Source organism: Aquimarina intermedia (genome assembly GCF_008124785.1).
GTDB lineage: Bacteria > Bacteroidota > Bacteroidia > Flavobacteriales > Flavobacteriaceae > Aquimarina > Aquimarina intermedia.
In genome coordinates this window covers 49,771-71,740 of sequence record NZ_VNHU01000013.1, presented here as the reverse complement: position 1 = coordinate 71,740, position 21,970 = coordinate 49,771, and the positions used below count along the sequence as shown (strand labels likewise).

The 21,970-nt window shown below is 35.2% G+C and carries 18 protein-coding genes and 1 other RNA gene; 11 read left to right on the top strand and 8 right to left on the bottom strand.

Translation table 11 applies throughout. The features are described from left to right. The 3 genes from BD809_RS14845 to BD809_RS14835 all read left to right on the top strand — a co-directional run. Nucleotides 1-567 (top strand): PorP/SprF family type IX secretion system membrane protein (locus BD809_RS14845; protein WP_148783769.1); only part of this gene is annotated, 567 nt, incomplete at its 5' end. A 29-nt stretch (nt 568-596) separates the two neighbouring features. Next, nucleotides 597-2,549, top strand: coding sequence for an OmpA family protein (locus tag BD809_RS14840; RefSeq protein WP_148783768.1), 1,953 nt, complete (start codon nt 597-599; stop codon nt 2,547-2,549). Between the two features lie 111 nt (nt 2,550-2,660). After that, nucleotides 2,661-3,317, top strand: coding sequence for a TrmH family RNA methyltransferase (locus BD809_RS14835; protein ID WP_170251904.1), 657 nt, complete (start codon nt 2,661-2,663; stop codon nt 3,315-3,317). Nucleotides 3,318-3,330: 13 nt separating this feature from the next. On the opposite strand, the gene BD809_RS14830 is transcribed toward BD809_RS14835, so the two are convergent. From BD809_RS14830 to BD809_RS14820, 3 genes are all read right to left on the bottom strand, one after another. Next, the gene (locus tag BD809_RS14830; protein ID WP_148783766.1) at nt 3,331-4,131 is read right to left on the bottom strand and encodes a carboxypeptidase-like regulatory domain-containing protein; all 801 of its coding nucleotides are present in this window, start codon (nt 4,129-4,131) and stop codon (nt 3,331-3,333) included. 65 nt (nt 4,132-4,196) lie between these two features. Then, on the bottom strand, nt 4,197-5,966 hold the full coding sequence (locus BD809_RS14825) for a DEAD/DEAH box helicase (RefSeq protein ID WP_148783765.1): 1,770 nt from the start codon (nt 5,964-5,966) through the stop codon (nt 4,197-4,199). Nucleotides 5,967-6,079: 113 nt separating this feature from the next. Beyond that, nucleotides 6,080-7,126 carry a glutaminyl-peptide cyclotransferase gene (locus BD809_RS14820; RefSeq protein WP_148783764.1) on the bottom strand — a complete coding sequence of 349 codons (1,047 nt, stop codon included), beginning with the start codon at nt 7,124-7,126 and terminating at the stop codon, nt 6,080-6,082. An 87-nt stretch (nt 7,127-7,213) separates the two neighbouring features. On the opposite strand from BD809_RS14820, the gene ffs reads away from it, so the two are divergent. The 3 genes from ffs (at nt 7,214) to fsa (ending at nt 8,962) form a co-directional block, all read left to right on the top strand. Then, an RNA gene (gene ffs / locus BD809_RS14815) (signal recognition particle sRNA small type) lies at nt 7,214-7,312 on the top strand. A 98-nt stretch (nt 7,313-7,410) separates the two neighbouring features. Continuing rightward, nucleotides 7,411-8,232 (top strand): SDR family oxidoreductase, encoded by an 822-nt coding sequence (locus tag BD809_RS14810; protein ID WP_148783763.1) that lies wholly within the window; start codon nt 7,411-7,413, stop codon nt 8,230-8,232. Between the two features lie 76 nt (nt 8,233-8,308). Further along, on the top strand, nt 8,309-8,962 hold the full coding sequence (gene fsa / locus BD809_RS14805; protein WP_148783762.1) for a fructose-6-phosphate aldolase: 654 nt from the start codon (nt 8,309-8,311) through the stop codon (nt 8,960-8,962). A gap of 63 nt (nt 8,963-9,025) precedes the next feature. On the opposite strand, the gene BD809_RS14800 is transcribed toward fsa, so the two are convergent. Further along, nucleotides 9,026-10,435: a hypothetical protein gene (locus BD809_RS14800; protein ID WP_148783761.1), complete on the bottom strand. Its 1,410-nt coding sequence runs from the start codon at nt 10,433-10,435 to the stop codon at nt 9,026-9,028. A gap of 197 nt (nt 10,436-10,632) precedes the next feature. On the opposite strand from BD809_RS14800, the gene BD809_RS14795 reads away from it, so the two are divergent. After that, on the top strand, nt 10,633-12,264 hold the full coding sequence (locus BD809_RS14795) for an ABC-F family ATP-binding cassette domain-containing protein (RefSeq protein ID WP_148783760.1): 1,632 nt from the start codon (nt 10,633-10,635) through the stop codon (nt 12,262-12,264). 68 nt (nt 12,265-12,332) lie between these two features. On the opposite strand, the gene BD809_RS14790 is transcribed toward BD809_RS14795, so the two are convergent. From BD809_RS14790 to pheT, 4 genes are all read right to left on the bottom strand, one after another. Then, nucleotides 12,333-12,545: a hypothetical protein gene (locus BD809_RS14790; protein ID WP_148783759.1), complete on the bottom strand. Its 213-nt coding sequence runs from the start codon at nt 12,543-12,545 to the stop codon at nt 12,333-12,335. Nucleotides 12,546-12,548: 3 nt separating this feature from the next. After that, the gene (locus BD809_RS14785) at nt 12,549-12,773 is read right to left on the bottom strand and encodes a putative signal transducing protein (RefSeq protein WP_148783758.1); all 225 of its coding nucleotides are present in this window, start codon (nt 12,771-12,773) and stop codon (nt 12,549-12,551) included. Nucleotides 12,774-12,784: 11 nt separating this feature from the next. After that, on the bottom strand, nt 12,785-13,504 hold the full coding sequence (locus BD809_RS14780) for a hypothetical protein (RefSeq protein ID WP_170251902.1): 720 nt from the start codon (nt 13,502-13,504) through the stop codon (nt 12,785-12,787). Nucleotides 13,505-13,720: 216 nt separating this feature from the next. Then, nucleotides 13,721-16,147, bottom strand: coding sequence for a phenylalanine--tRNA ligase subunit beta (gene pheT / locus BD809_RS14775; protein WP_148783757.1), 2,427 nt, complete (start codon nt 16,145-16,147; stop codon nt 13,721-13,723). Between the two features lie 210 nt (nt 16,148-16,357). Between pheT and BD809_RS14770 the strand changes: the two genes are divergently transcribed. From BD809_RS14770 to BD809_RS14755, 4 genes are all read left to right on the top strand, one after another. Further along, nucleotides 16,358-16,756 (top strand): hypothetical protein, encoded by a 399-nt coding sequence (locus tag BD809_RS14770; RefSeq protein WP_148783756.1) that lies wholly within the window; start codon nt 16,358-16,360, stop codon nt 16,754-16,756. 86 nt (nt 16,757-16,842) lie between these two features. After that, on the top strand, nt 16,843-18,072 hold the full coding sequence (locus BD809_RS14765; RefSeq protein WP_148783755.1) for a peroxiredoxin family protein: 1,230 nt from the start codon (nt 16,843-16,845) through the stop codon (nt 18,070-18,072). A 78-nt stretch (nt 18,073-18,150) separates the two neighbouring features. After that, nucleotides 18,151-20,244, top strand: coding sequence for a phosphate acetyltransferase (pta, locus tag BD809_RS14760; protein WP_148783754.1), 2,094 nt, complete (start codon nt 18,151-18,153; stop codon nt 20,242-20,244). 37 nt (nt 20,245-20,281) lie between these two features. Next, nucleotides 20,282-21,466 carry an acetate/propionate family kinase gene (locus tag BD809_RS14755; RefSeq protein WP_148783753.1) on the top strand — a complete coding sequence of 395 codons (1,185 nt, stop codon included), beginning with the start codon at nt 20,282-20,284 and terminating at the stop codon, nt 21,464-21,466. Nucleotides 21,467-21,970: the final 504 nt, after the last annotated feature.

Genomic DNA, 21,970 nt, shown 5'->3' with positions numbered 1-21,970 from the left:
ATTAATTTACAGGAGCTTAATAAATATAATACGGGAGATCCATTATTTGGTACTGATATAGATAATAAGTTTAGTCCTAATGTTGGATTGGGAGTATATTACCATACGGATCGCTTCTATTTAGGTGTAAGTACGCCAAATTTATTAGAGACTGAACATTTTGACGAAAGTAATATTTCCAGTGATAGCGAAGGCGTAAGTTTTTTGGCTAAGGAACGTATAAATTATTATATCATTGCCGGTCATACATTTGATTTGAGTGATGATCTTAAGTTTAAACCAGCTGTATTATCCAAAATAGTTTTTGGAGCACCCTTACAGGTTGATATATCGGCTAGCTTTTTATTGTATGAGCGTGTAACCTTGGGAGCTGCATATCGTTGGAGTGCAGCGGTAAGCGGAATGGTAGGGTTTCAGATCTCGGATTCAATGATGTTAGGTTTTGCCTATGATAAAGAGACTACCGAGTTGGGTAATACACAATTCAATGATGGGAGTTATGAGGTGTTTTTACGCTTTGAACTCTTTAGAAAATATAACAGAATGTTAACCCCTCGTTTCTTTTAAGAAACAAAATACGATTAATACAAATCAGTATGTTTAGAATACTACAAATCACCATTTTATTAGCGGCTATTTTAATTAGCTCAGCAGCACAATCACAGGAACGTGACCTAAGACGAGCCAAAAAGCAATATGAAAAGTATGAGTATATTGATGCTCAAAAAACGTATTTACAGGTTGTAGAAAAAGGTTATAAAAGCGCTGATCTTTACAAGAATTTAGGAAACAGCTACTATTTCAATAGCCAGTTTGAAGAAGCATTACAATGGTATGAAGCATTGATTACTACCTATCCTGATGATGTTGAGGCAGAATATTATTTTAGATATGCACAAACACTAAAAACTGCCGCGCGTTATGACGAATCAAACCAAAACATGGAGAAGTTCTCAACGCTAAATGCAGATGATCAAAGGGCACAATTATTTTCTGAAACGCCTGATTATTTAAAAAGAATAGAATTTCAATCGGGACGCTATGATATCAAAAATGTAGCTATCAATTCTCCTTTTTCGGATTTTGGAGCTGCTTTTAAAGATGATACTTTTGTTTTTAGCTCTTCCAGAGATACTTCGATGATCAAAAAATCGATTCATCAGTGGAACAATGAAAGCTTTTTGGATTTGCATAAAGCTTCGTATGATAAGGAAACGGGAACGTTATCTAAAGTTAGTAAGTTTAGTGGAAGTTTAAATACCAAATTTCACGAGTCTACCGCGGTATTTACAAAAGATGGGAATACGATCTATTTCACTCGAAATAATTATAATAATAACACCTATGGTGAAGATAAGGAAGGTACAAATCGCTTAAAAATTTATAGAGCTTACAAAACTGCGCAGGGCTGGAGTACACCAGAAAGTTTGCCGTTTAATGACGAAACTTATTCTGTTGCTCACCCTTCTTTGAATGAAGATGAAAACCTTCTATATTTTTCTTCTGATATGCCAGGGGGACAGGGATTATCTGATTTGTATGTAGTTTCAATCAATGAAGATGGAAGTTTTGGAACTCCTGAAAATTTAGGAACACCCATTAATACAGAAGGGAAAGAGACATTTCCTTTTATTAGTTCTGAAAATGATTTATATTTTTCTTCAAACGGACACTTAGGATTAGGAGGTCTTGATGTATTTGTTATAAGTCTGAATCAAGAAGAAGGAAAAAAGCAGGAAGTTGTTAATATTGGTAAGCCTGTTAATAGTGTGAGAGATGACTTTTGTTTTAATGTGAATGAAACAAATAAGGCTGGTTTCTTCTCGTCCAACCGCTTAGGGGGTAAAGGTAATGATGATATCTACTCATTTATACAATTAGAAGATTTAAAAGATTTCTGTGAAACGACCTTGACCGGAGTAATTACTGATAAGGATACAGGAGAACTGTTACCAGGTGCGCAGGTGTCTATTTTAAATACGAACAATGAGGTAGTTTATAGTGTCTCTGTTGGAGAGGACGCTACGTATTCGTATATAGCCGATTGTGAGCAAGAATTTTTTGTTCGTGCGGAGATGGATGCTTATGTAACTACCGAAGAGCTTATACGCACGCCTAATGAAACTCAAAATCAACAAGTTTCGATTGCATTAGAGCAAAAAGTAAAATCCGCAGATATTGGGGATGATTTAGCTAAGGTTTTATCGCTTAATCCAATCTATTTTGATTTTGATAAAGCAGTGATTCGATCTGATGCAGAAGTAGAATTGGCAAGAGTTATTGAAGTAATGAACGAATATCCTCAAATGCAAATAGAAGTTAGATCACATACAGATAGCAGAGGATACGATCGATATAATATGAAGTTGTCTGAACGTAGAGCTAAAGCAACAATTCAGTATATGATTGATAAAGGCATTGGAGCTGATAGATTGTCAAGTAAAGGCTTTGGAGAGGAAAATCCTGTAAATGACTGTAAAGACAATACAAAATGTACAGGAAAAGAACATGCACTTAATCGACGAAGTGAATTCATAATCATGAATTAGATCTTTTATGGATCTAAACAAAACTTAAAAAAGCATCATCTTTGATGCTTTTTTGAGTTTTATATACCAGAGAATTGATTTATAATCTTGAATTTTTACTTTTGCGTAGTGATGGATAAAGAACTTTTAGAATATTTAGAAACCTTTTTAACTCCGCGGAGAAGAACCCTAAACCAACAGGTTTTAGAAGAACGTACAAATCATTTTACCGTAGCCGTGGAGGATGTATATCAATTACATAATACTAGTGCGGTTATGAGGAGTTGTGACGTTTTCGGAATTCAAAATATTCATGTTATCGAAGAGATCAACGCAAAACGTATCGACAGAGAGATTGCTATGGGTGCGCAAAAATGGGTGGATATCAATCGCTATAACACAACCAGTGATTGTATTAAGTCTTTAAAATCCAAAGGTTATCAAATTGTTGCTACTTCGCCGCATAATAATGCAATTACCCTGAACGATTTTGATGTTGCTGTGCCAAGTGTGTTCTTTTTTGGACAGGAGCAAAAAGGGTTGAGTGATTTGGTTATGAAGGAAGCTGATCAAACGCTGCATATACCAATGTATGGATTTACAGAAAGCCTAAATATTTCAGTATCAGCTGCGATCATATTACAACAATTGACACAAAAGCTTCGTCAAAGTAATGTGAAATGGCAATTGACTGAAGAAGACATGCTCCAAAAAAGAATGGATTGGGTAAAGAAAATATTAAAGAAACATGAATTGCTTACTGAGCGCTTTTTAGAAAGCAAAAAATAATTAGACAAATCTATTATTTCCTGTTAAGAGCCTTGTACTCTTCGTAGCATTCGCTAATAGCATCTAAAATTTGGAGATCATTTGCAAATCTTATAAAATCTGACGAATAATTACAATTTCTTAAAATTTCATCAATGTCCAGACGCTCTATCTGAAGTAAGGCCATTAGTGTCGCACGATCAAATTTAGTTTCGAGTAAATTACGTATTTCGTCATCTTTCTTCATCTTACGCAACTTTTTGAGTTCATAAGATCGTTTGCTAAACATATTATATAGAAAATCGGCAGGGTTAAAAATAGCGCCCAATACCTGATTCACGGCACCTGGTTGTCTGCTACCACCTTCGTAACCGGAATTAAGTCCGGAGATGCTATATCTGTAATTATTATAAATGGGTATATTTTTAGCGTCGATTTCCAGATAACCGGTTAGTTGAACTTCAGAAACAGTAACTTCTTCTAATGCAATGCCAAGCTCTGTCATTTTTATTTTGACTTGCCCGAATTTGATCCAGTCATTGGTAACTCTAACTTTGAGGGGTTTGTAACCAATATAAGAAAAGTATAAAGTGTCATTTACGCTGGCAGAAATAGCAAATTCACCATCGGCGTTGGTGATTGTACCAACTACTTCGCTAAGATTAACAATATGAACATTTTCGAGTTCTGTATCATTAGCAGCATTAAGAACTTTTCCACTAACGACATTTTCTTTCAAATCTTGGCTATATACCGAGAGTGTGAAAATAAATAGGCTAAAAAATAAAATTTTTCTCAAAAGAGTTCCATTAAAATTAATGTATAAGTTTGACATAAATTTCTTAAGTTATTCTAAAGTAACTCTAAAATCTTGCCAAACTTATACTATAAATTTATTTATTAATTACGGTCGCTTCGTTTTCTGCGATCTCTTCTTCCTCCCCCGCTTTCACGACTACTGCCAGAACCTGAAGAATTTCTTTTACCTCTTGGTTTAAAATCATCACTTCTTCGTTTTCCTTTGAAGCCTCCACGGTTGCGATCAGAACGACCTCTGCTTCCGCCACGGCCTCTACCAGAATCTTTGGATATCTCAACATTGACACTTCTTCCTTCCAGTTTAAAGTTCTCAAAAGCTGCTACAACTGCATCTTGCTGTTCTGAACTGGTATTGAAAAATGAAAAACTTTCTTTTACATCTACACGGTTTACAGCATCTCTACCTAAATCAAGCGTATCTTTTAAGAAATCCTTTAAGGTCATCCAGTCAAAACCATCTTTTTCTCCAATATTGATAAAGTAACGGGTGCTACCTTCGTTGTCAGCACCTCTATCACGACCATCGCTTACGGCATTAAGATCTTTAGCTTTTTTGTAATAATTATGGAAACGGGAAAACTCTACAGAAAAGAATTTTTTAATAAGTTCTTCTTTTGAAAAACTTTCTAGTACTTCGTGAATTGAAGGCAGGTACGTATCAATTTCATGATTGATCTCAGCTTTAGCAATATCATTAGCTAAGTGAAACAACTGTACTTGGCAAATTTCTTCACCACTAGGTATTTCTTTTTTCTCAAAAGTTTTATTGATAATACGTTCGATGGATTTTATTTTTCTTGTCTCACTCTTAGAAACAATTACCATCGAAACTCCACTTTTTCCTGCTCTTCCTGTTCTACCACTTCGATGTGTGTAGGTTTCAATCTCATCAGGGAGTTGGTAATTAATAACGTGAGTGATATCATCTACATCGATACCTCTTGCAGCAACATCTGTTGCAACAAGCATTTGAATTTGACGATTTCTAAAGCTTTTCATCACCAAATCACGCTGATTCTGACTCAAGTCACCATGCAAAGCTGCAGCATTGTAACCATCTTCGATAAGATTTTCAGCCACCTTTTGCGTGTCTCGTTTTGTTCTACAGAAAATTACAGAAAAGATATCCGGATTCGCATCTGCTAATCGTTTAAGTGCTGCATAGCGATCTCTGGAGTTTACTGTGTAGTATTCATGCGATACATTTTTTGACCCGGTATTTTTATGACCTACTGTGATCTCTACAGGGTTGTTCATAAAACGTTTGGCGATGGTAGATACCTCTTTTGGCATTGTAGCCGAGAATAACCAAGTGTTTTTTTGATCCGGAGTATGAGATAGAATTGCTGTGATGTCTTCAAAGAAGCCCATGTTAAGCATTTCATCAGCCTCATCCAAAATACAATAATCGATATTAGAGATGTCTACCATCTTACGATTAATCATGTCTTGCATACGGCCCGGGGTAGCAACTATAATCTGCGCACCTCTTTTTATTTGCTTGGCCTGATCGGTGATACTCGCACCTCCATAAATTGCTACAGTATTTAAACCTGAGACAAACTTGGAATAATTCTTAAGTTCGTTAGTTATTTGTAAACATAGTTCACGAGTAGGAGATAGGATTAATCCTTGTGTTACTCTGCTTTCGTGATTTATTTTTTCGATAAGAGGAAATCCAAATGCTGCTGTTTTACCGGTACCTGTTTGCGCTAATGCAACGATATCCGTTTCCTCATTAAGTAAAATTGGTATTGCTTTTTCTTGTACTTCGCTAGGGGTTTCAAATCCCATTTCATTGATTGCCTTGATAATAGCTTCACCAAGTCCTAACGCTTCAAATTTGTTCATATATTAAAAATAAGCGGCAAAGGTACGTTTTATTATCTGTCTATTATAATAAGAAATCATATATTATAAGGGTGTTATGAAAAAAAAATCTCACAAAATAAATATTCAACTATTTATTTAAGTACTTTAATTTCAAATAGTTTGTCCCAGTTTTTGCCTGTAACAAATAATTGTTTTGTGTTTTTTTGATAAGCAATACCGTTCAATACATCCAGATCAGGATGTTCAGTTAAACGATTTCTTAATTTACTAAAATCAATTACACCTTCTAACGCTCCGTTTTTTGGGTTAATAATAGCTATGCCATCTTTTTGCCACGTATTCGCATAGATCTTTCCATCAATCCATTCCAGTTCATTAAATTTTGTTTTAACTCCTTTATTGGTAGTAACCTGTATAAAACCTTCTTCAGCCAGCGTATCCGGATTTAGAATCCATATTTTTTCCGTGCCATCGCTCTTGTAAATTTTTCTACCATCATTACATAGGCCCCATCCTTCTTTACTTTGATTGTAGGCAAACGTTCCTTCTTCTTCTAAAGTTTCAAGGTTATAGATGAATCCCTGTTTTGCCAGCCATGTTAATTGGTAAATTTTATCTTTAAATATGGTAAGACCTTCAGCAAAATACTTGTCCTTTAGAATATGTTTATCCACAACTTTTCCTGTCTTATAATCAACTTTACGTAAGGTAGAAAAACCTTTTCTGCCTGTACTTTCATACAAGGTTTCTCCGTCAAACTCTAGTCCTTGAGTAAATGCCTTGATATCATGGGGGTATTCTGTCACGACATTGTAGCTGTAAAGTGAGGGAGATTGATTATTTAAGAATAATAATTTCTTAGATACGATCTGAGAAGTACCTTCATAAAAAACTTTTGCATGCAATGTATGATTTCCTAATAATTCATCATCCAGAAGTTCCCGGTAGGTATTTCCTTTTTTATAATTCTGCTCATCATTTAAAAAATAATAAACTGAATCTATTTTTTTATTTTCAGGATTGCTAATTGACGCTTTTATTGTTTCTGATAATCGAAATTTCTTCTGATTTTCTTCTATTTTAATAGAAAAATACTTTTTTTTCTTATCCAAATTACTTCCGCAGGAAAGTAAAAACATTCCTAAAATTATGGTGATTAATGGATTACGATAATTCATCGGGTTAAATTATTTTAAAGCAAGATATTTATTTTAATTGGGTTTAAAAAATGGTTGGAATATTTATGAAAGATTGTATCTTTGCAGCGGCAAGTCCTACACAACCAGCTCCTGTTGAATCCTCCAGGGCGGGAACGCAGCAAAGGTAAATGGTCGTAGCGGTGTGATGTAGGTAGCTTGCCTTTTTTTGTGCCTTAAATTTACTGAAAAAAGGCACGTCTACAATAGTATAATCCTTTCTTTTTCTTTCTTTACTTTTATATTTCATACTGTATCTTTGCTTTATGAAAAATAACGAACTTGATAAAGTTGTGCTAATTACCGGGGGTTCTTCGGGTATTGGTAAATCTATAGGCATCTATCTTACAAATAAGGGTTATCGGGTATATGGAACGAGTCGCAATCCTGATAAGTATGCTAATTTTAAAGATTTTCGGTTAATCGCGTTAGATGTTGCCGATAGTAACAGTATTCAGGTTGCTGTACAAACGATAGTTGATACAGAAGGTCGACTGGATGTATTGATTAACAATGCCGGTGCTGGAATTACAGGACCTATAGAAGAAATTCCTGAAGAAGAGATTCTTAAGAATTTTACAACAAACTATTTTGGTCCTGTAAATGTAATCAAAGCTGTATTACCAATTATGAGGAAGCAGCAAAAAGGTTTCATAATTAATATAACTTCTATCGCCGGCTACATGGGACTTCCATTTCGTGGCGTTTATAGTGCATCCAAGGCAGCGTTAGAAATTACTGCTGAAGCTTGGCGTATGGAGTTGAAGCCCTTCAATATTAAAATGAGTAATGTTGCTCCGGGAGATTTTGCAACAAATATAGCAGCTGGAAGATATCATGCTCCTGTAAAAGAAAATTCACCGTATAGAACTACGTATAATAACACATTAAATCTCATGGATGCTCATGTGGATGATGGACAAGATCCGGAAATAATGGCAAGAGCAGTTGCAAGGATTCTTGAGGATGACACCCCTAAAGTGCGGTATAAAATAGGTGCGTTTATGCAACGATTTTCTGTGCTGCTTCATGGAATTCTACCTAGTAAAATGTATGAGAAACTCTTGATGAATCATTATAAATTATAGAACGATAAACAGGGGATCAGCGAAATAAATTTTATCTTCGCACGATCTTAATAAATACAAACCAAAACACAACAACATGAAATTTTTCATTGATACAGCTAATCTTGATCAAATTAAAGAGGCGCAAGATTTAGGAGTTCTTGACGGAGTAACGACTAATCCATCCTTAATGGCCAAAGAAGGTATTACAGGAGAAGAGAATATTATTGCACATTATAAGAAGATATGTGATATCGTAACAGGTGATGTAAGTGCAGAAGTTATTGCTACCGATTTTGAGGGAATGATTAAAGAAGGAGAAGCATTGGCAAAGTTACACGAGCGAATTGTGGTAAAAGTTCCAATGATTAAAGAAGGAGTAAAGGCAATTAAATATTTTAGCGATAAGGGGATACGTACCAACTGTACCTTAGTGTTTTCTGCAGGACAGGCGCTTCTAGCTGCAAAGGCGGGAGCTACATATGTGTCACCATTTATTGGACGATTAGACGACATCTCAACAGATGGTTTGAATCTTATCGCCGAAATTCGTCTTATCTATGATAATTATGGTTTTCAAACAGAGATATTGGCTGCATCAGTAAGACATACGATGCATGTTATCGATTGTGCTAAAATTGGAGCTGATGTAATGACAGGTCCACTATCATCCATCGAAGGATTGTTAAAACATCCATTAACGGATATTGGTTTAGCAAAATTTCTTGAAGATTATAAAAAAGGGAATTAAAAAAAAGAATTTTCAAAATACCAAAAAAAATATCGCTTGAAACTTTTCAAGCGGTATTTTTTTTTAATTAGTGTTACTTATCATTTCATGATAAAGGTATAATCGTTTTTCGAAAGAAGGAGAAAATAAATCGTTGGTAGTATTAATAATTTTACCATCTTGATTGACCAAAATAACCTTGTTTTTATCATAAATTACAAGCTCTTCAGATGAGCACTTGGGGTGCTTGAACTCATATTCCCTTTTAGGATTATAGTCATGACGTTTGATTGCTCGTAACCAACTTTTGGTTTGTTGCTCATCCGTATTAATTCCTATAAAATCAATTTTAGGATATCGATCTGTTAACTGTGTAGCCCTTTGATGGGCACTCATATAATGTTTTTGATCTTCTAAAGACCAAAAAAACAAGGCGGTAATAGGTTTTTCAAAGACTGAGGATAGCTTAATCAGATCCCCATTAGAACTAATAAGATCTTGATTGGGAATGATATTGTTTGGTTTTAATTTTGATGTGGCTTTTCTTAAACGATTCAGTTCTTCTGTAAACAAATTGTTCGAACTTTTTCCTGTATACGACTCTAAGACTTTTTTTGAAGCGATAGTATCTTCATTCCCTAATAAAAATTCGCTCGTTATACCACGCAGTAAATTGTTTTTGATGTACTCATTGGTTATCAAACTATCCACCAAGTTAAGTTCATAAAGCGTGACACCAACAGGATCGGTACGATATGACTTTCCTTTTGTGTAATTTGTATAAGAAGAGTTTGTGATGTAATGATTTAAAAATCTATTGTAAGAGTACAAACGCTTTAAATCCTTGTCATTAAAATTAACTTTTCCACGATATGTAAAAAATGATTGAGGGAGTTTGTTGATGTTTGAAATGTCGGTTACTCCGTAATGGCTATAAGAATACATCTCATGGCGTGAATAGAAATCATATTGATAACTAGCTTTCAATATTTTTTTTGCCAGAGGACTCAACTTGATTTTTGTATTGAGCTGATTGAACCTCTTTTTTCTTCTGTTTAGCAACACATTCTGTTTTTCTTGAAAAGCTTCTGGTTCAAGTTTAAATCCTCTTCTGATTAAATCATCTCGCTCTCTTTCATTAAGCAGAAACATTTCAATTAAAAAAGTATTTTTTTCAGCTCCAACTCCTGTAAAAGCAAGGGATTCATCCAATTCCATCGTATTGAGTCTGAAATAGAGGCTATCACCTTTTTCTAAAAGCACAATTTGATTTTCTGGAGCATGCCGGAAGGAATAAACTCCTGCTTCAAAATCTTTAATTTTATGCAAAAACCTATTATTTTGGTCAAGATAAATCGTGTCAGATAGTTTGTTTTCTTTGGATAAGATAACAAAATTAGAATTTGGGTTTACGATTTCGCCACCGAGATAAGTGTCAGCTCTATTCGAATAACCGTAGTCATCACAAGAATAGAAAAAACAGGGTATACTCAATATAAAAGCGAATCGCTTTATAAGTTTAATATGCATTTGGGAAAAATTACCTTACTTTCTGACTAGCCAAAAATAAAAGGAAAGACGTTCTGGTTTTGTTAATTTATAGTTAATTAAATTTTTAAAGTTATAAAGTTTCTGGGTTTGCGGCTATTTTTCTACTTTTGCGGCAAATTAAAATCTATCTAAATTTTCATATGCTTTCAGTTTCAAATCTTTCGGTTCAATTTGGCAAACGTATTCTTTTTGATGAAGTTAACACAGCTTTTACACAAGGAAATTGCTACGGAATTATCGGTGCAAATGGCGCAGGGAAATCCACATTTCTCAAAATTTTATCGGGGACCATGGAGCCTACCTCAGGTCATGTTCATTTAGAGCCGGGCAAACGTATGTCCGTTTTAGAGCAAAATCACTATGCTTATGACGAGCATAATGTTTTGGAAACTGTGATCATGGGGAATAAGCCACTCTTTAAAATAAAAAAGGAGATGGATGAAATCTATGCTAAACCTGATTTCAACGATGCAGATGGAGAACGTGTAGGAGTTTTGCAGGTTGAGTTCGAAGAGATGAATGGATGGAATGCAGATAGTAATGCTGCCGCAATGTTATCAAATTTAGGGATCAAAGAGGATTTGCATTATACGCTAATGGCAGATCTTGACACCAAACAGCGTGTGCGTGTGTTGTTAGCACAAGCGCTTTTTGGATCTCCTGATGTATTGATTATGGATGAGCCTACCAATGACCTGGATTACGAAACGATTACCTGGTTAGAGAATTTTCTGGCAAACTATGATAATACGGTGATAGTCGTTTCTCACGACAGACACTTTTTGGATGCTGTATGTACTCATATATCTGATATTGACTTTGGTAAGATTAACCATTTTAGCGGTAACTATACCTTCTGGTACGAATCCTCTCAGTTAGCGATGAGACAAAGAACGCAGCAAAATAAGAAGGCGGAAGAAAAGAAAAAGGAATTACAAGAGTTTATTGCTCGTTTTAGTGCCAATGTTGCCAAGTCAAAGCAAGCGACCTCTCGTAAGAAAATGATTGATAAACTTAACATTGAAGATATAAAACCCTCGAGTCGACGGTATCCTGCGATCATTTTTGAGCGAGACCGTGAGGCGGGAGATCAAATATTGAATGTTACCGGATTAAAAGCGAGTTCTGAAGGAGATGTACTGTTTAATAATATTGATATTAATTTGGCAAAAGGGGATAAAGTTGTAGTTTTTTCTAAGGATTCACGTGCTACGACGGCTTTTTATCAAATTTTGAATGGTAAACAAAAAGCAGATGCCGGAGAATACGCTTGGGGAATTACGACTTCACAATCTTACTTACCAGCTGATAATAGTGAGTATTTTCAGAGTGATTTGTCCCTCGTTGATTGGCTACGACAATATGCTACAACCGAAGAGGAGCGTGAAGAAGTTTTTATACGAGGATTTCTAGGAAAAATGATTTTTAGCGGAGAAGAAGCGCTTAAAAAATGTAATGTATTGTCCGGTGGTGAAAAGGTACGTTGTATGTTATCAAAAATGATGATGGTGAGAGCTAACGTTTTAATGCTTGATGAGCCTACAAACCACTTGGATCTTGAATCCATCACTGCATTTAATAATTCGTTGACAAACTTTAAAGGAACCATCCTTTTTACAACGCATGATCATGAGTTCGCGCAAACAGTAGGTAATCGAATCATTGAACTTACTCCAAATGGGGTAATTGACAGATATGCTACATTTGATGAATATATGAGCGATCCAAAGGTTAAAGAACTTCGTGATAAGATGTACGCGGTAAGTGTGTAACAATTTTATATAGTATACAAAAATCCCGCATAAAGCGGGATTTTTTTTACATCTTATGTTGAGATAAACTAAATTCTAGAAGAATTTTTGAAGTATCTGAAAATTAAATAAGCTCCGTATAGTATAAAAGCCAGCGTGAATATGGATCTGAAACTCCAGTCTTCTTCTGTTTGTAAACGCGTATAGAGTCTAAATGATCCAAACAAGACTAGAGCTATACCGATTAATAAATCCCAGGTTTTACGTTTAGGTGTCGGACTATGGTGTTCGTTATTATTCATAAACTATTTATGTTGGTTGATTAGAGCCATTGCTTTGGTTACATCTTCTTTTTCTACAAATAACTGAATGTGATCAGGAATACCTCCTCCAAAACCAGCCATCATACCCGATTTCATGTCGTCTCTGGTAATTGAATTAATTCCGTTATCCTGAAGAATTGTTTGTAAAAATTGTATTGTGATCAAACTGCCGGTGTAGACCCGCTCATAATTGCTATCTGGAAACATATATAATAAAACTAAGCATTAAAATATTTACTGTTCCAGATGGCTGTATTAAAATTTTTGCCTAGTGCAAAGCCATAAAAAAGTACTACTGCTGCAATTGACTTGAATACAAATAAAAACACCATAATAGTAGTAGAAGTGTTTTGTTGTTTACTAAACAAACCATCCGGAACCATAAAGGTACATAAAACACTTACTAAAAAGGTTAGGAATAGTAAATTTTCAAAGCTTTTAAAAAACCACATAAAAAATTTACGTAGTGGATGTAAGTCTTTTCCCCATTTATGAATTAAATAAAAATAATCGTTTCCTATCGGCGCAAATAATAAGGGATCATCTGCATTTTCAAGTTTAAAAAGTTTAGAAGGCGCTACGATTTTAAAGCCGTTGAGGCTCGTATTATGTGTTTTTTCTAAATCTTTAATAATGGTTACGGCTTCATAAGGTATTGTACCCTTAAAGAATTTAGCATCCAAGAAGCGTAAACGGTAATCAATACAAATTTTCCTTATCTGATCGAGATGATAGATCTTAGAGGTTTCGAGCACCTCAAAATCAAAGTTATTCTCACTGGATGATGAAACTGTTGTTAGCTTCTCGACTATCTTTTCAGTTTTTATTGTTTCCTGATCAAACAATAGTGCAACCTGAGATTTCCAGTCATGAGAAGTGTATTGCTTATCTCTGATTTTAGTAAGTTGCTTTTCAAGATTCGTTCGTGGTACCATCATTTCTTTTTCTTTAGCATCACTAAATTAGCGATTTAGAGGATTTTCTCCAATAATTAGGATCAAAACTCAGCGATGGTATCTCAACTTTAACGTTTGTTGATTGTTATTTGTCTGCCGTCGATATCAACATGTTTATATTAGTAAATAGACATAAAAATAAGTAGCCTTTCTCAACGAAGTGAAAAAGGCTATTGTTTGCTTATTTAATTTATATAATTATCTAAGCTCTGCTTCGAGTTTAGTCTCAAAGTTATGTTGTAGCTTATTCATTATTTTATCAATTTGCTTATCAGTCAATGTTTTGTTCTCATCCTGGAGGGTAAAACTTACTGCATAGGATTTTTTTCCTTTAGGCAGGTTTTTACCTTCGTATACATCAAATAAATTGACTTGCTTAAGTAACTTCTTTTCAGTTTGGTTGGCGATGGTATAGATTTCATCAAATGTTACCTTTTGATCCAGTAGCAAAGCAAAATCTCGACGAACAGCGGGATATTTTGCGATAGGATGATATTTGACAGCAGTATGTCTTACAAATTCTGTTAGCAAGTCCCAATTAAAGTCTGCGTGCAATACTTCCTGATTAATAGAAAAATTCTTTAAGACTGATTTTTTTATCACCCCTAGCTCTACTAATCGTTTTTTACCTATGCTAAAAGCGATCCCTTCTGAAAAAACATCACTCTTTATAGGTGTTATTCGCGAAGTGTTAATTCCTAGACGTTCAAGTATGGAGCTAACCACACCTTTTAGAATAAAGAAATTTGTTTGTTGTGAAGCTTCCGTCCATCGTTCATCATTTTTATTACCTGTCAATAATAGATTGAGGTGTTTTTGTTCTACACGCTCATCTCCATATTGATGATAGGTCTTGCCAAATTCAAAAAGTTTGAGGTCTGCTCGTTTACGATTAATGTTGTAACTAACAGCTTCTAATCCCGAAAAGAGAATGGACTGTCGCATAACAGATAAATCATTACTCAATGGATTTAACATGCGTACCGATTGCTCATCATTTAACTGCTCACTTAACTTTATTGAATTAGGTGTAGTTAAAGAATTTGTCATAATTTCGAAGAAACCCTGTCCGACCAATTGACCGGCAATTGTATTTTGAATAGTATGATCAGCAAACTTATCAATATTCGAAATGGATGCATTTAATTTTTGAGTAAACTTGACATTATTATAGCCATATACACGCAAAATTTCTTCAATGACATCGGCTTCACGTTGTACATCGTTGCGATAAGCAGGAATGGTTAGTCCTAAACCGCTTTCTGTGACATTATTTACTTTTATTTCAAGCGAGGTTAGAATACGTTTAATAGTTTCGGCAGGAAGCTCTTCACCTATAAGTTTTGCGGTATTTTCAAAAGATAGGAAAACTTGAAAATCTTCGATTTTTTTAGGATATAAATCCGCTATATCACTAGTAACCACTCCTCCGGCTAATTCTTGAATTAATAAGGTGGCACGCTTAAGTGCATACTCGGTAATATTGGGATCTATTCCACGTTCAAAACGGAATGAAGCATCCGTGTTAAGTCCGTGTCTTTTAGCAGATTTTCTTATGCTTACAGGATTAAAATATGCACTTTCAAGAAATATGGACGTTGTCTTTTCTGTTACACCTGATTCTAGTCCGCCAAAGACACCGGCAATACACAAAGGTTTTTCTGCATCACAGATCATTAAATCTTCTTCATGTAATTCTCGTTCCACTTCGTCTAAGGTGGTGAATTTGGTCCCGGTATCTAATGTTTTGACGATGATTTTATTACCTGTGATATGTTGTGCGTCAAAAGCATGTAGCGGTTGTCCTAATTCATGTAACACATAATTAGTAATATCAACCACGTTGTTTTTTGGGAGAATCCCAATAGCTTTCAAGCGATGTTGCAGCCATTTTGGCGATTCGGTAACTTTAATATCAGAGATAGTGACTCCGCAATATCTGGGAGCTAATGCTGGATTTTTAACATCAATATCAATTTTATGCAGACGATTTTCTACTCTAAAATTAGAGACCGACGGGGTTATTAATTCCAGATTAATCTCTTGTTGTATAAGTCCTGCTTTAAGGTCGCGTGCCGTCCCCCAATGACTCATGGCGTCTGCACGGTTCGGAGTCAAACCGATTTCAAAAATCTGATCATTTTCAACATCAAAAATTTTGGAAGCGGGAGTTCCTGCGGGAATATCAGCTTCCAGAACCATAATACCATCGTGACTACTACCTAATCCCAACTCGTCCTCAGCACAGATCATTCCATGACTGACTTCTCCGCGTATTTTACCCTTTTTAATAGTCCAAGCCTCTCCTTTATCGTCATAAAGCGTCGTCCCAACGGTGGCAATAGGTACTTTTTGTCCGGCAGCTACATTGGCTGCACCACAAACAATCTGCACCGGCTCTCCTGTACCAAGATCAACCGTAGTAACCTTTAGTTTGTCTGCATTCTCATGTTTTTCACAGGTAAGAACATGCCCAACAATGATGCCTTCCAAGCCACCCTTCACACTCTGATAGGAGTCAATACCTTCAACCTCCAGACCTAAATCGGTTAAGAGTTCTCCTGTTTTTTGAGCATCCCAGTCAAGTTTAATAAATTGCTTAAGCCAGTTATATGAAATTTTCATTTATGATGATTCTGAAATTAGGCGGTAAAGATACTATAATGATCAATGTTGACAAACAAGAAGCAACCCATATCACGAAGAAGCTAGCAATTTTTATTAAAACCCTATTAATGCTCTGGTATTTCTTTAATTTATGTTTTATTTGACAACCTGTAAGGATTAAAAACTGAGCAAAAATGTTATCTTTGATAAAATTTTAAACTATTGAAAATGAAAAGCCTCAATTTTTTTATTTTATTTTCTGCGTTCATGCTAGTAGGTGTTTGTGATGCATTGGCTCAAAATGAAAAGACAAAAAATGATACTCCTGCTACCGAAGTTAGTAAGAAAATAAAAGACAAGGATTCTGATAAGTCCGAAAACCTGAAAAGTACATCTTCTGAAGAGGAAACGAAAAGAGCTAAAAGAAAAAAGGGTGCTCAAAGTATGACTTCTATTATTGATGAAAAAGGAAATGAAATTTTTTCTATAGAAGAAAAAGATCCGGTAACGGGTGAGATTAAATTTACTGAGCTAGTTGTAGAAAGGCAGGATAAAGGTGTGAAACCTGTAAAAGAGAAGAACGTAAAATCTAAAACTAAGTCAAAAACAACTATTGAAAAACAATAATTGTAGATAAATTAAAATTATCAGTAGCCGATTAGATACTTATATCCAATCGGCTTTTGTATTGTATATTACTTAAAAATTATTTTGTGAAAAACACTATTCTAATCCTTACCATTGCATTATTGACGTTTGGATGTAAACAAGACCAAGACAAAGAGGCGAACATAAAATCGCTAAAAGCGGGAGCTTGGAGAGCTACACTCATGATGCAGGATAATAAAAAGGCTCCTTTTTTATTTGAAGTTTTTGACGATCAAACGTTAGAAATTTTTAATGCAGAAGAATCCATTGAGGTTCACGAAATTTCAATAACAGATAACTTAATAAAAATTAAACTTCCTGTTTTTGAAGGCTATATAAAAGCTAAATTTATTGATTCGACACTCATTAAAGGAGATTTTGTTATTGAATCATTAAATCGTAAGGTACCGTTTGAAGCTCAATATGGGGTACAGGATCGTTTTGCCGTAAAGGCCCAACCTAAGCATCAGATTACTGGGAGTTGGGAGACTGTTTTTAGTCCAAATACAGAGGATAGTTATATTGCTAAAGGTATTTTTAAACAAAACGGAAATGTGGTTACAGGAACTTTTAGAACAACCACCGGTGATTATCGCTATTTAGAAGGTGTGCTTAATGGAGATCAGCTTCAATTATCTACATTTGATGGGGCGCATGCTTTTCTTTTTACAGCTCAGGTTGCTGATAGTACCATGCAAGGAATGTTCTATTCGGGACAACACTGGAAAGAACCTTTTAGTGCAAAATTGAATCCCGATTTTGAGTTGCCGTCGGAAGATTCACTTACTACCATTACAGAAGAAGGAAAATCTTTTACATTTGAGTTCCCGGATACTGAAGGTACTATGGTCTCCAATACAGATCCGCAGTTTCAAGATAAAGTTCTTGTCATACAGGTCTTAGGCACCTGGTGTCCAAATTGCGTAGATGAAACAAAGTATTACAGACAATTTTATGAAGCAAATAAGGACAAAGACTTGGCATTTGTGGGATTGGCGTTTGAGTATGCTAAAACAGAAGAAAAGGCAATTAAATCTATACAGCGTTTTAAGAATAGCCTTGAGGTACCGTATCCAATTTTATTGGCCCAATTTGGAACATCGAGTAAGCAAAAAGCACAAGAAAAACTTCCGATGCTCAATCATGTTCTATCGTATCCAACAACTATAGTATTGGATAAGGAAGGGAATGTACAAAAAATTCATACCGGATTTAACGGTCCGGCCACAGGACAAAAATATATCGATTTCAAGAATGAGTTTGAGCGTTTTATGAAAACGCTTTTAGAAAAATAGCAAGCGACTAACAGTTAAGTAAGGAATTGATGATACGCTGTCCGTTCAAACCTTTTTGTTATTAAAAAAAAATACTACATGAGTAAAGCAGTATATATAGCGACGATCGAACCCAATAGTGGGAAATCTATTATGGTATTGGGTCTGATGCGTATGTTGTTGGGCAAAGTAGCTAAAGTAGGTTACTTTAGGCCTATAATTGATGACCCAAAAGAAGGAGAAATAGATAATCATATTCAAACTGTTATCTCACATTTTGAATTGGATATAAATGTAAAAAAAGCATACGCCTTTACCCGAAGTGAAGTACTTAAAAAATACAATCAGGGTAAATCCGGCGAAGTTATTGACGTTATTATTCAAAAATATAAATATCTTGAAGACACATTTGATTTTGTGCTTGTAGAGGGAACTGACTTCTCTGACGAAGGAAGTATTATTGAATTTGATATCAATGTTATAGTTGCAAAAAATTTGGGGATTCCCGCAATTATCATTGCCAGTGGTTTTGATAAAACAATTGAGGATACGACAGGGAATTTAAAATTGGCTTACAATCGTTTCGAAGGTAGAGAAGTAGAGGTACTAGCTGTTGTTGCTAACAAGATTTCTGAAAACCACTTGGAAGGTTTGCAACAAGCTTTTGATTCAAATTTTGACAAGGATGTCAAGAAAATTTTAATTCCGAAGGTTGACTCTCTGATAAATCCGACAATTAAAGAAATCGCAGATAAATTAGAAGGTAAGGTTCTTTTTGGTAAAGAATTTTTAAACAATCAGGCAGGTAGCTACGGAGTAGGAGCAATGCAGCTACGTAATTATCTTACTCATCTTAAGGACAACAGTCTGGTTATTACTCCTGGTGATAGAGCAGATATTATTTTGGGAGTGTTACAGGCTAATATTTCTGCAAATTATCCAAAGATATCAGGAATTATTTTAACCGGTGGGATTATCCCTGAGCCCTCTATCTTAAAATTAATTGAGGGAGTTTCTTTATCTTTTCCTATAATTTCTGTTTCCAGTGGAACTTTTTCTATCACAAATAAAATTGGAGCCATTAAATCCAGAATATATGCTGATAATCAACAAAAGATAGTTACCTCCATTAGTACTTTTGAAAAGTATGTCAATGTCGAGGAACTTGCTGATCGACTTATTACCTTTCAACCAGTTGGGATTACTCCCAGAATGTTCCAATATAATTTATTAAAAAGAGCACTCCAACATAAAAAACATATAGTCTTACCAGAAGGATCCGATGAAAGAATTTTACGGGCGACTTCGAGATTGTTAGCTTCAGATGTGGTCGAGATTACGCTGATTGGTGATGAAAAGAAACTTAAGAGCAAAGCAACAAAATTGGATATCCCCATAGATTTTGAGAAAGTGCATATTGTTTTTCCGACCAAATCTCCATATTATGATGACTATGTAAAAACATTTTACGAGCTACGTAAACACAAAAATGTAAATATGGATATGGCCAGAGATATGATGGCTGATGTTTCATATTTTGCCACAATGATGATATATAAAGGACATGCTGATGGTATGGTTTCTGGTGCCGTACATACGACGCAACATACCATCCGACCTGCATTACAATTTATAAAGACCAAACCCGGAGTTAAAGTGGTTTCTTCAGTGTTTTTCATGTGTTTAGAAGATCGTGTATCCGTATTTGGAGACTGTGCGATTAATCCAAACCCAAATGCCGAAGAATTAGCCGAAATAGCCATATCCTCGGCACACTCTGCCGCTGCATTTGGTATAGAGCCAAAAATAGCTATGCTTTCCTATTCATCAGGTACTTCTGGAAAGGGAGAGGATGTCGAAGTGGTTAGAGAAGCGACAGAAATCGTTAAAAAGAGTCATCCCGAATTGAAAATTGAAGGACCGATTCAATATGATGCAGCTGTAGATATGCGTGTCGGCAAAAGTAAATTACCTAACTCTGAAGTTGCAGGGCAAGCTAGTGTGCTTATCTTTCCTGACCTTAATACAGGTAACAATACGTATAAAGCGGTGCAACGGGAGACCGGAGCACTGGCAATTGGTCCGATGTTACAAGGACTCAATAAACCGGTAAATGATTTAAGTAGGGGATGCACTGTTGATGATGTTTACAATACCGTTATAATAACCGCAATTCAGGCACAAGGCCTTTAAATAAGTTTAATAATACTATCCATTCAAATAATCATTCATGAAAATCGTAGTACTCAATTCAGGAAGTTCATCCCTAAAATTTCAACTTTTTGAAATGCCGGAAAAGACCGTAATTTGTTCGGGTATTATAGAGCGTATAGGATTTGGAGATGCGCATATAACTTATAAGACGACGGATAATTCTTTAGACAAAAATGTTGAGGTAAGTACGCATAAGAAAGGATTGCAACTGTTGTTAACTTATTTGCTAGATAAAAATATTGGGGTTTTAAAGTCTCCAAAAGAAGTGGCGATTGTAGGGCATCGTGTGGTACATGGAGGAAGTGATTTTACCGATACCACCTTAATCACTGAAGCGGTAATGGATAAAATAAAAAGTTTAATTCCTTTGGCGCCGCTGCATAATCCTGCCAACTTGCAAGGCATTTTAGTTGCTGAAGAAATTTTTACAGAGGCAAAGCAGGTTGCTGTATTTGATACCGCATATCATCATACAATTCCGGTAAAGGCTCATAAATATGCTATTCCGAGTAAATTTCTGGAAGAGCATAATATTCGAGTATATGGTTTCCATGGTACGAGTCATAAATATATAGCCAAGAAGGCTACCGAATACTTAGATAAAGATAATGCTAAAGTAATTTCCATCCATCTGGGTAACGGGTGTAGTATGACCGCTATTCAAAATGGTAAGAGTATAGATCATTCTCTTGGTTTTGCTCCTATGAACGGATTGATCATGGGTACACGATCTGGAGATATAGATCCCGCGATCATATTTTATATGGTAAATACCTTGGGATATACCCTTGAAAAAGTAAGTGATTTATTGCAAAAAGAAAGCGGTATGCTGGGACTTACAGGGTATAGTGACCTTAGAGATATAGAAGCACAAGCTGCCGAAGGAAATAAAGATTGCGAGTTAGCTCTGCAGATGAACGCTTATAGAATTAAAAAATTCATTGGTTCCTATATTGCTGTAATGAATGGGGTTGATGCCATTGTGTTTACTGCAGGAATAGGAGAAAATTCTGATGTGATTAGAAATATGGTCTGTACGGACATGGAAACCTTTGGAATTGAGCTAGACGAGGTTAAAAATGCTATACGATCTAAGAACATTAGAGAAATAAATAGTAAAGATGCTCCCGTTAAGATATTAATAATTCCTACGAATGAAGAATTAGAAATTGCGGAACAATCCTATGAACTTTTAAACTAAAAAAGTTCTAAACAAAGTAAATTTTTATAATTTGATTTGTTTAGAACTTAAATACCTATTCTCTATCATACTTATGCCCAGACGCAATTACCGTTTGACTGGCAGTATCCATAATCACAAAATTCCTGTCCGTTAGCAGTTCTAAAACAGCACTGACGGGGGCCTCCACAATATACTCTATTGCCCCAGGCACCCAAAATTGAACTTTGCTCAGTTTTACTTAGTGTTTTAATCCCTTTTAATTCTTTAATTTTTTTCATAAGTGTATTATTTTTAAATGATTACTATTGTTATCAAATAAATATAGTAGAAATTACTTACATAGTTTGGAGTGATTTACACAAAATAATAACGGTTTTATTGTACTCATAGTTTTAGAGCAATAGATACATTATATATTGTGATAAAAATAATCGTATGATAGAAAAAAGGGTAGAAGAAGCCATTCAGTACCGTCGATCGGTTCGTGTATTTGATGCTGATAGGGATATCTCGTCAACCAAG

Coding starts and splice junctions, on each gene's coding strand:
- BD809_RS14770 (WP_148783756.1), top strand. CDS start 16,358: ATGAAAAGCCTCAATTTTTTTATTTTATTTTCTGCGTTCATGCTAGTA.
- BD809_RS14820 (WP_148783764.1), bottom strand. CDS start 7,126: ATGAATTATCGTAATCCATTAATCACCATAATTTTAGGAATGTTTTTA.
- BD809_RS14825 (WP_148783765.1), bottom strand. CDS start 5,966: ATGAACAAATTTGAAGCGTTAGGACTTGGTGAAGCTATTATCAAGGCA.
- BD809_RS14830 (WP_148783766.1), bottom strand. CDS start 4,131: ATGTCAAACTTATACATTAATTTTAATGGAACTCTTTTGAGAAAAATT.
- BD809_RS14810 (WP_148783763.1), top strand. CDS start 7,411: ATGAAAAATAACGAACTTGATAAAGTTGTGCTAATTACCGGGGGTTCT.
- pheT (WP_148783757.1), bottom strand. CDS start 16,147: ATGAAAATTTCATATAACTGGCTTAAGCAATTTATTAAACTTGACTGG.
- BD809_RS14755 (WP_148783753.1), top strand. CDS start 20,282: ATGAAAATCGTAGTACTCAATTCAGGAAGTTCATCCCTAAAATTTCAA.
- pta (WP_148783754.1), top strand. CDS start 18,151: ATGAGTAAAGCAGTATATATAGCGACGATCGAACCCAATAGTGGGAAA.
- BD809_RS14785 (WP_148783758.1), bottom strand. CDS start 12,773: ATGTTTCCAGATAGCAATTATGAGCGGGTCTACACCGGCAGTTTGATC.
- BD809_RS14790 (WP_148783759.1), bottom strand. CDS start 12,545: ATGAATAATAACGAACACCATAGTCCGACACCTAAACGTAAAACCTGG.
- fsa (WP_148783762.1), top strand. CDS start 8,309: ATGAAATTTTTCATTGATACAGCTAATCTTGATCAAATTAAAGAGGCG.
- BD809_RS14780 (WP_170251902.1), bottom strand. CDS start 13,504: ATGATGGTACCACGAACGAATCTTGAAAAGCAACTTACTAAAATCAGA.
- BD809_RS14835 (WP_170251904.1), top strand. CDS start 2,661: ATGGATAAAGAACTTTTAGAATATTTAGAAACCTTTTTAACTCCGCGG.
- BD809_RS14795 (WP_148783760.1), top strand. CDS start 10,633: ATGCTTTCAGTTTCAAATCTTTCGGTTCAATTTGGCAAACGTATTCTT.
- BD809_RS14840 (WP_148783768.1), top strand. CDS start 597: ATGTTTAGAATACTACAAATCACCATTTTATTAGCGGCTATTTTAATT.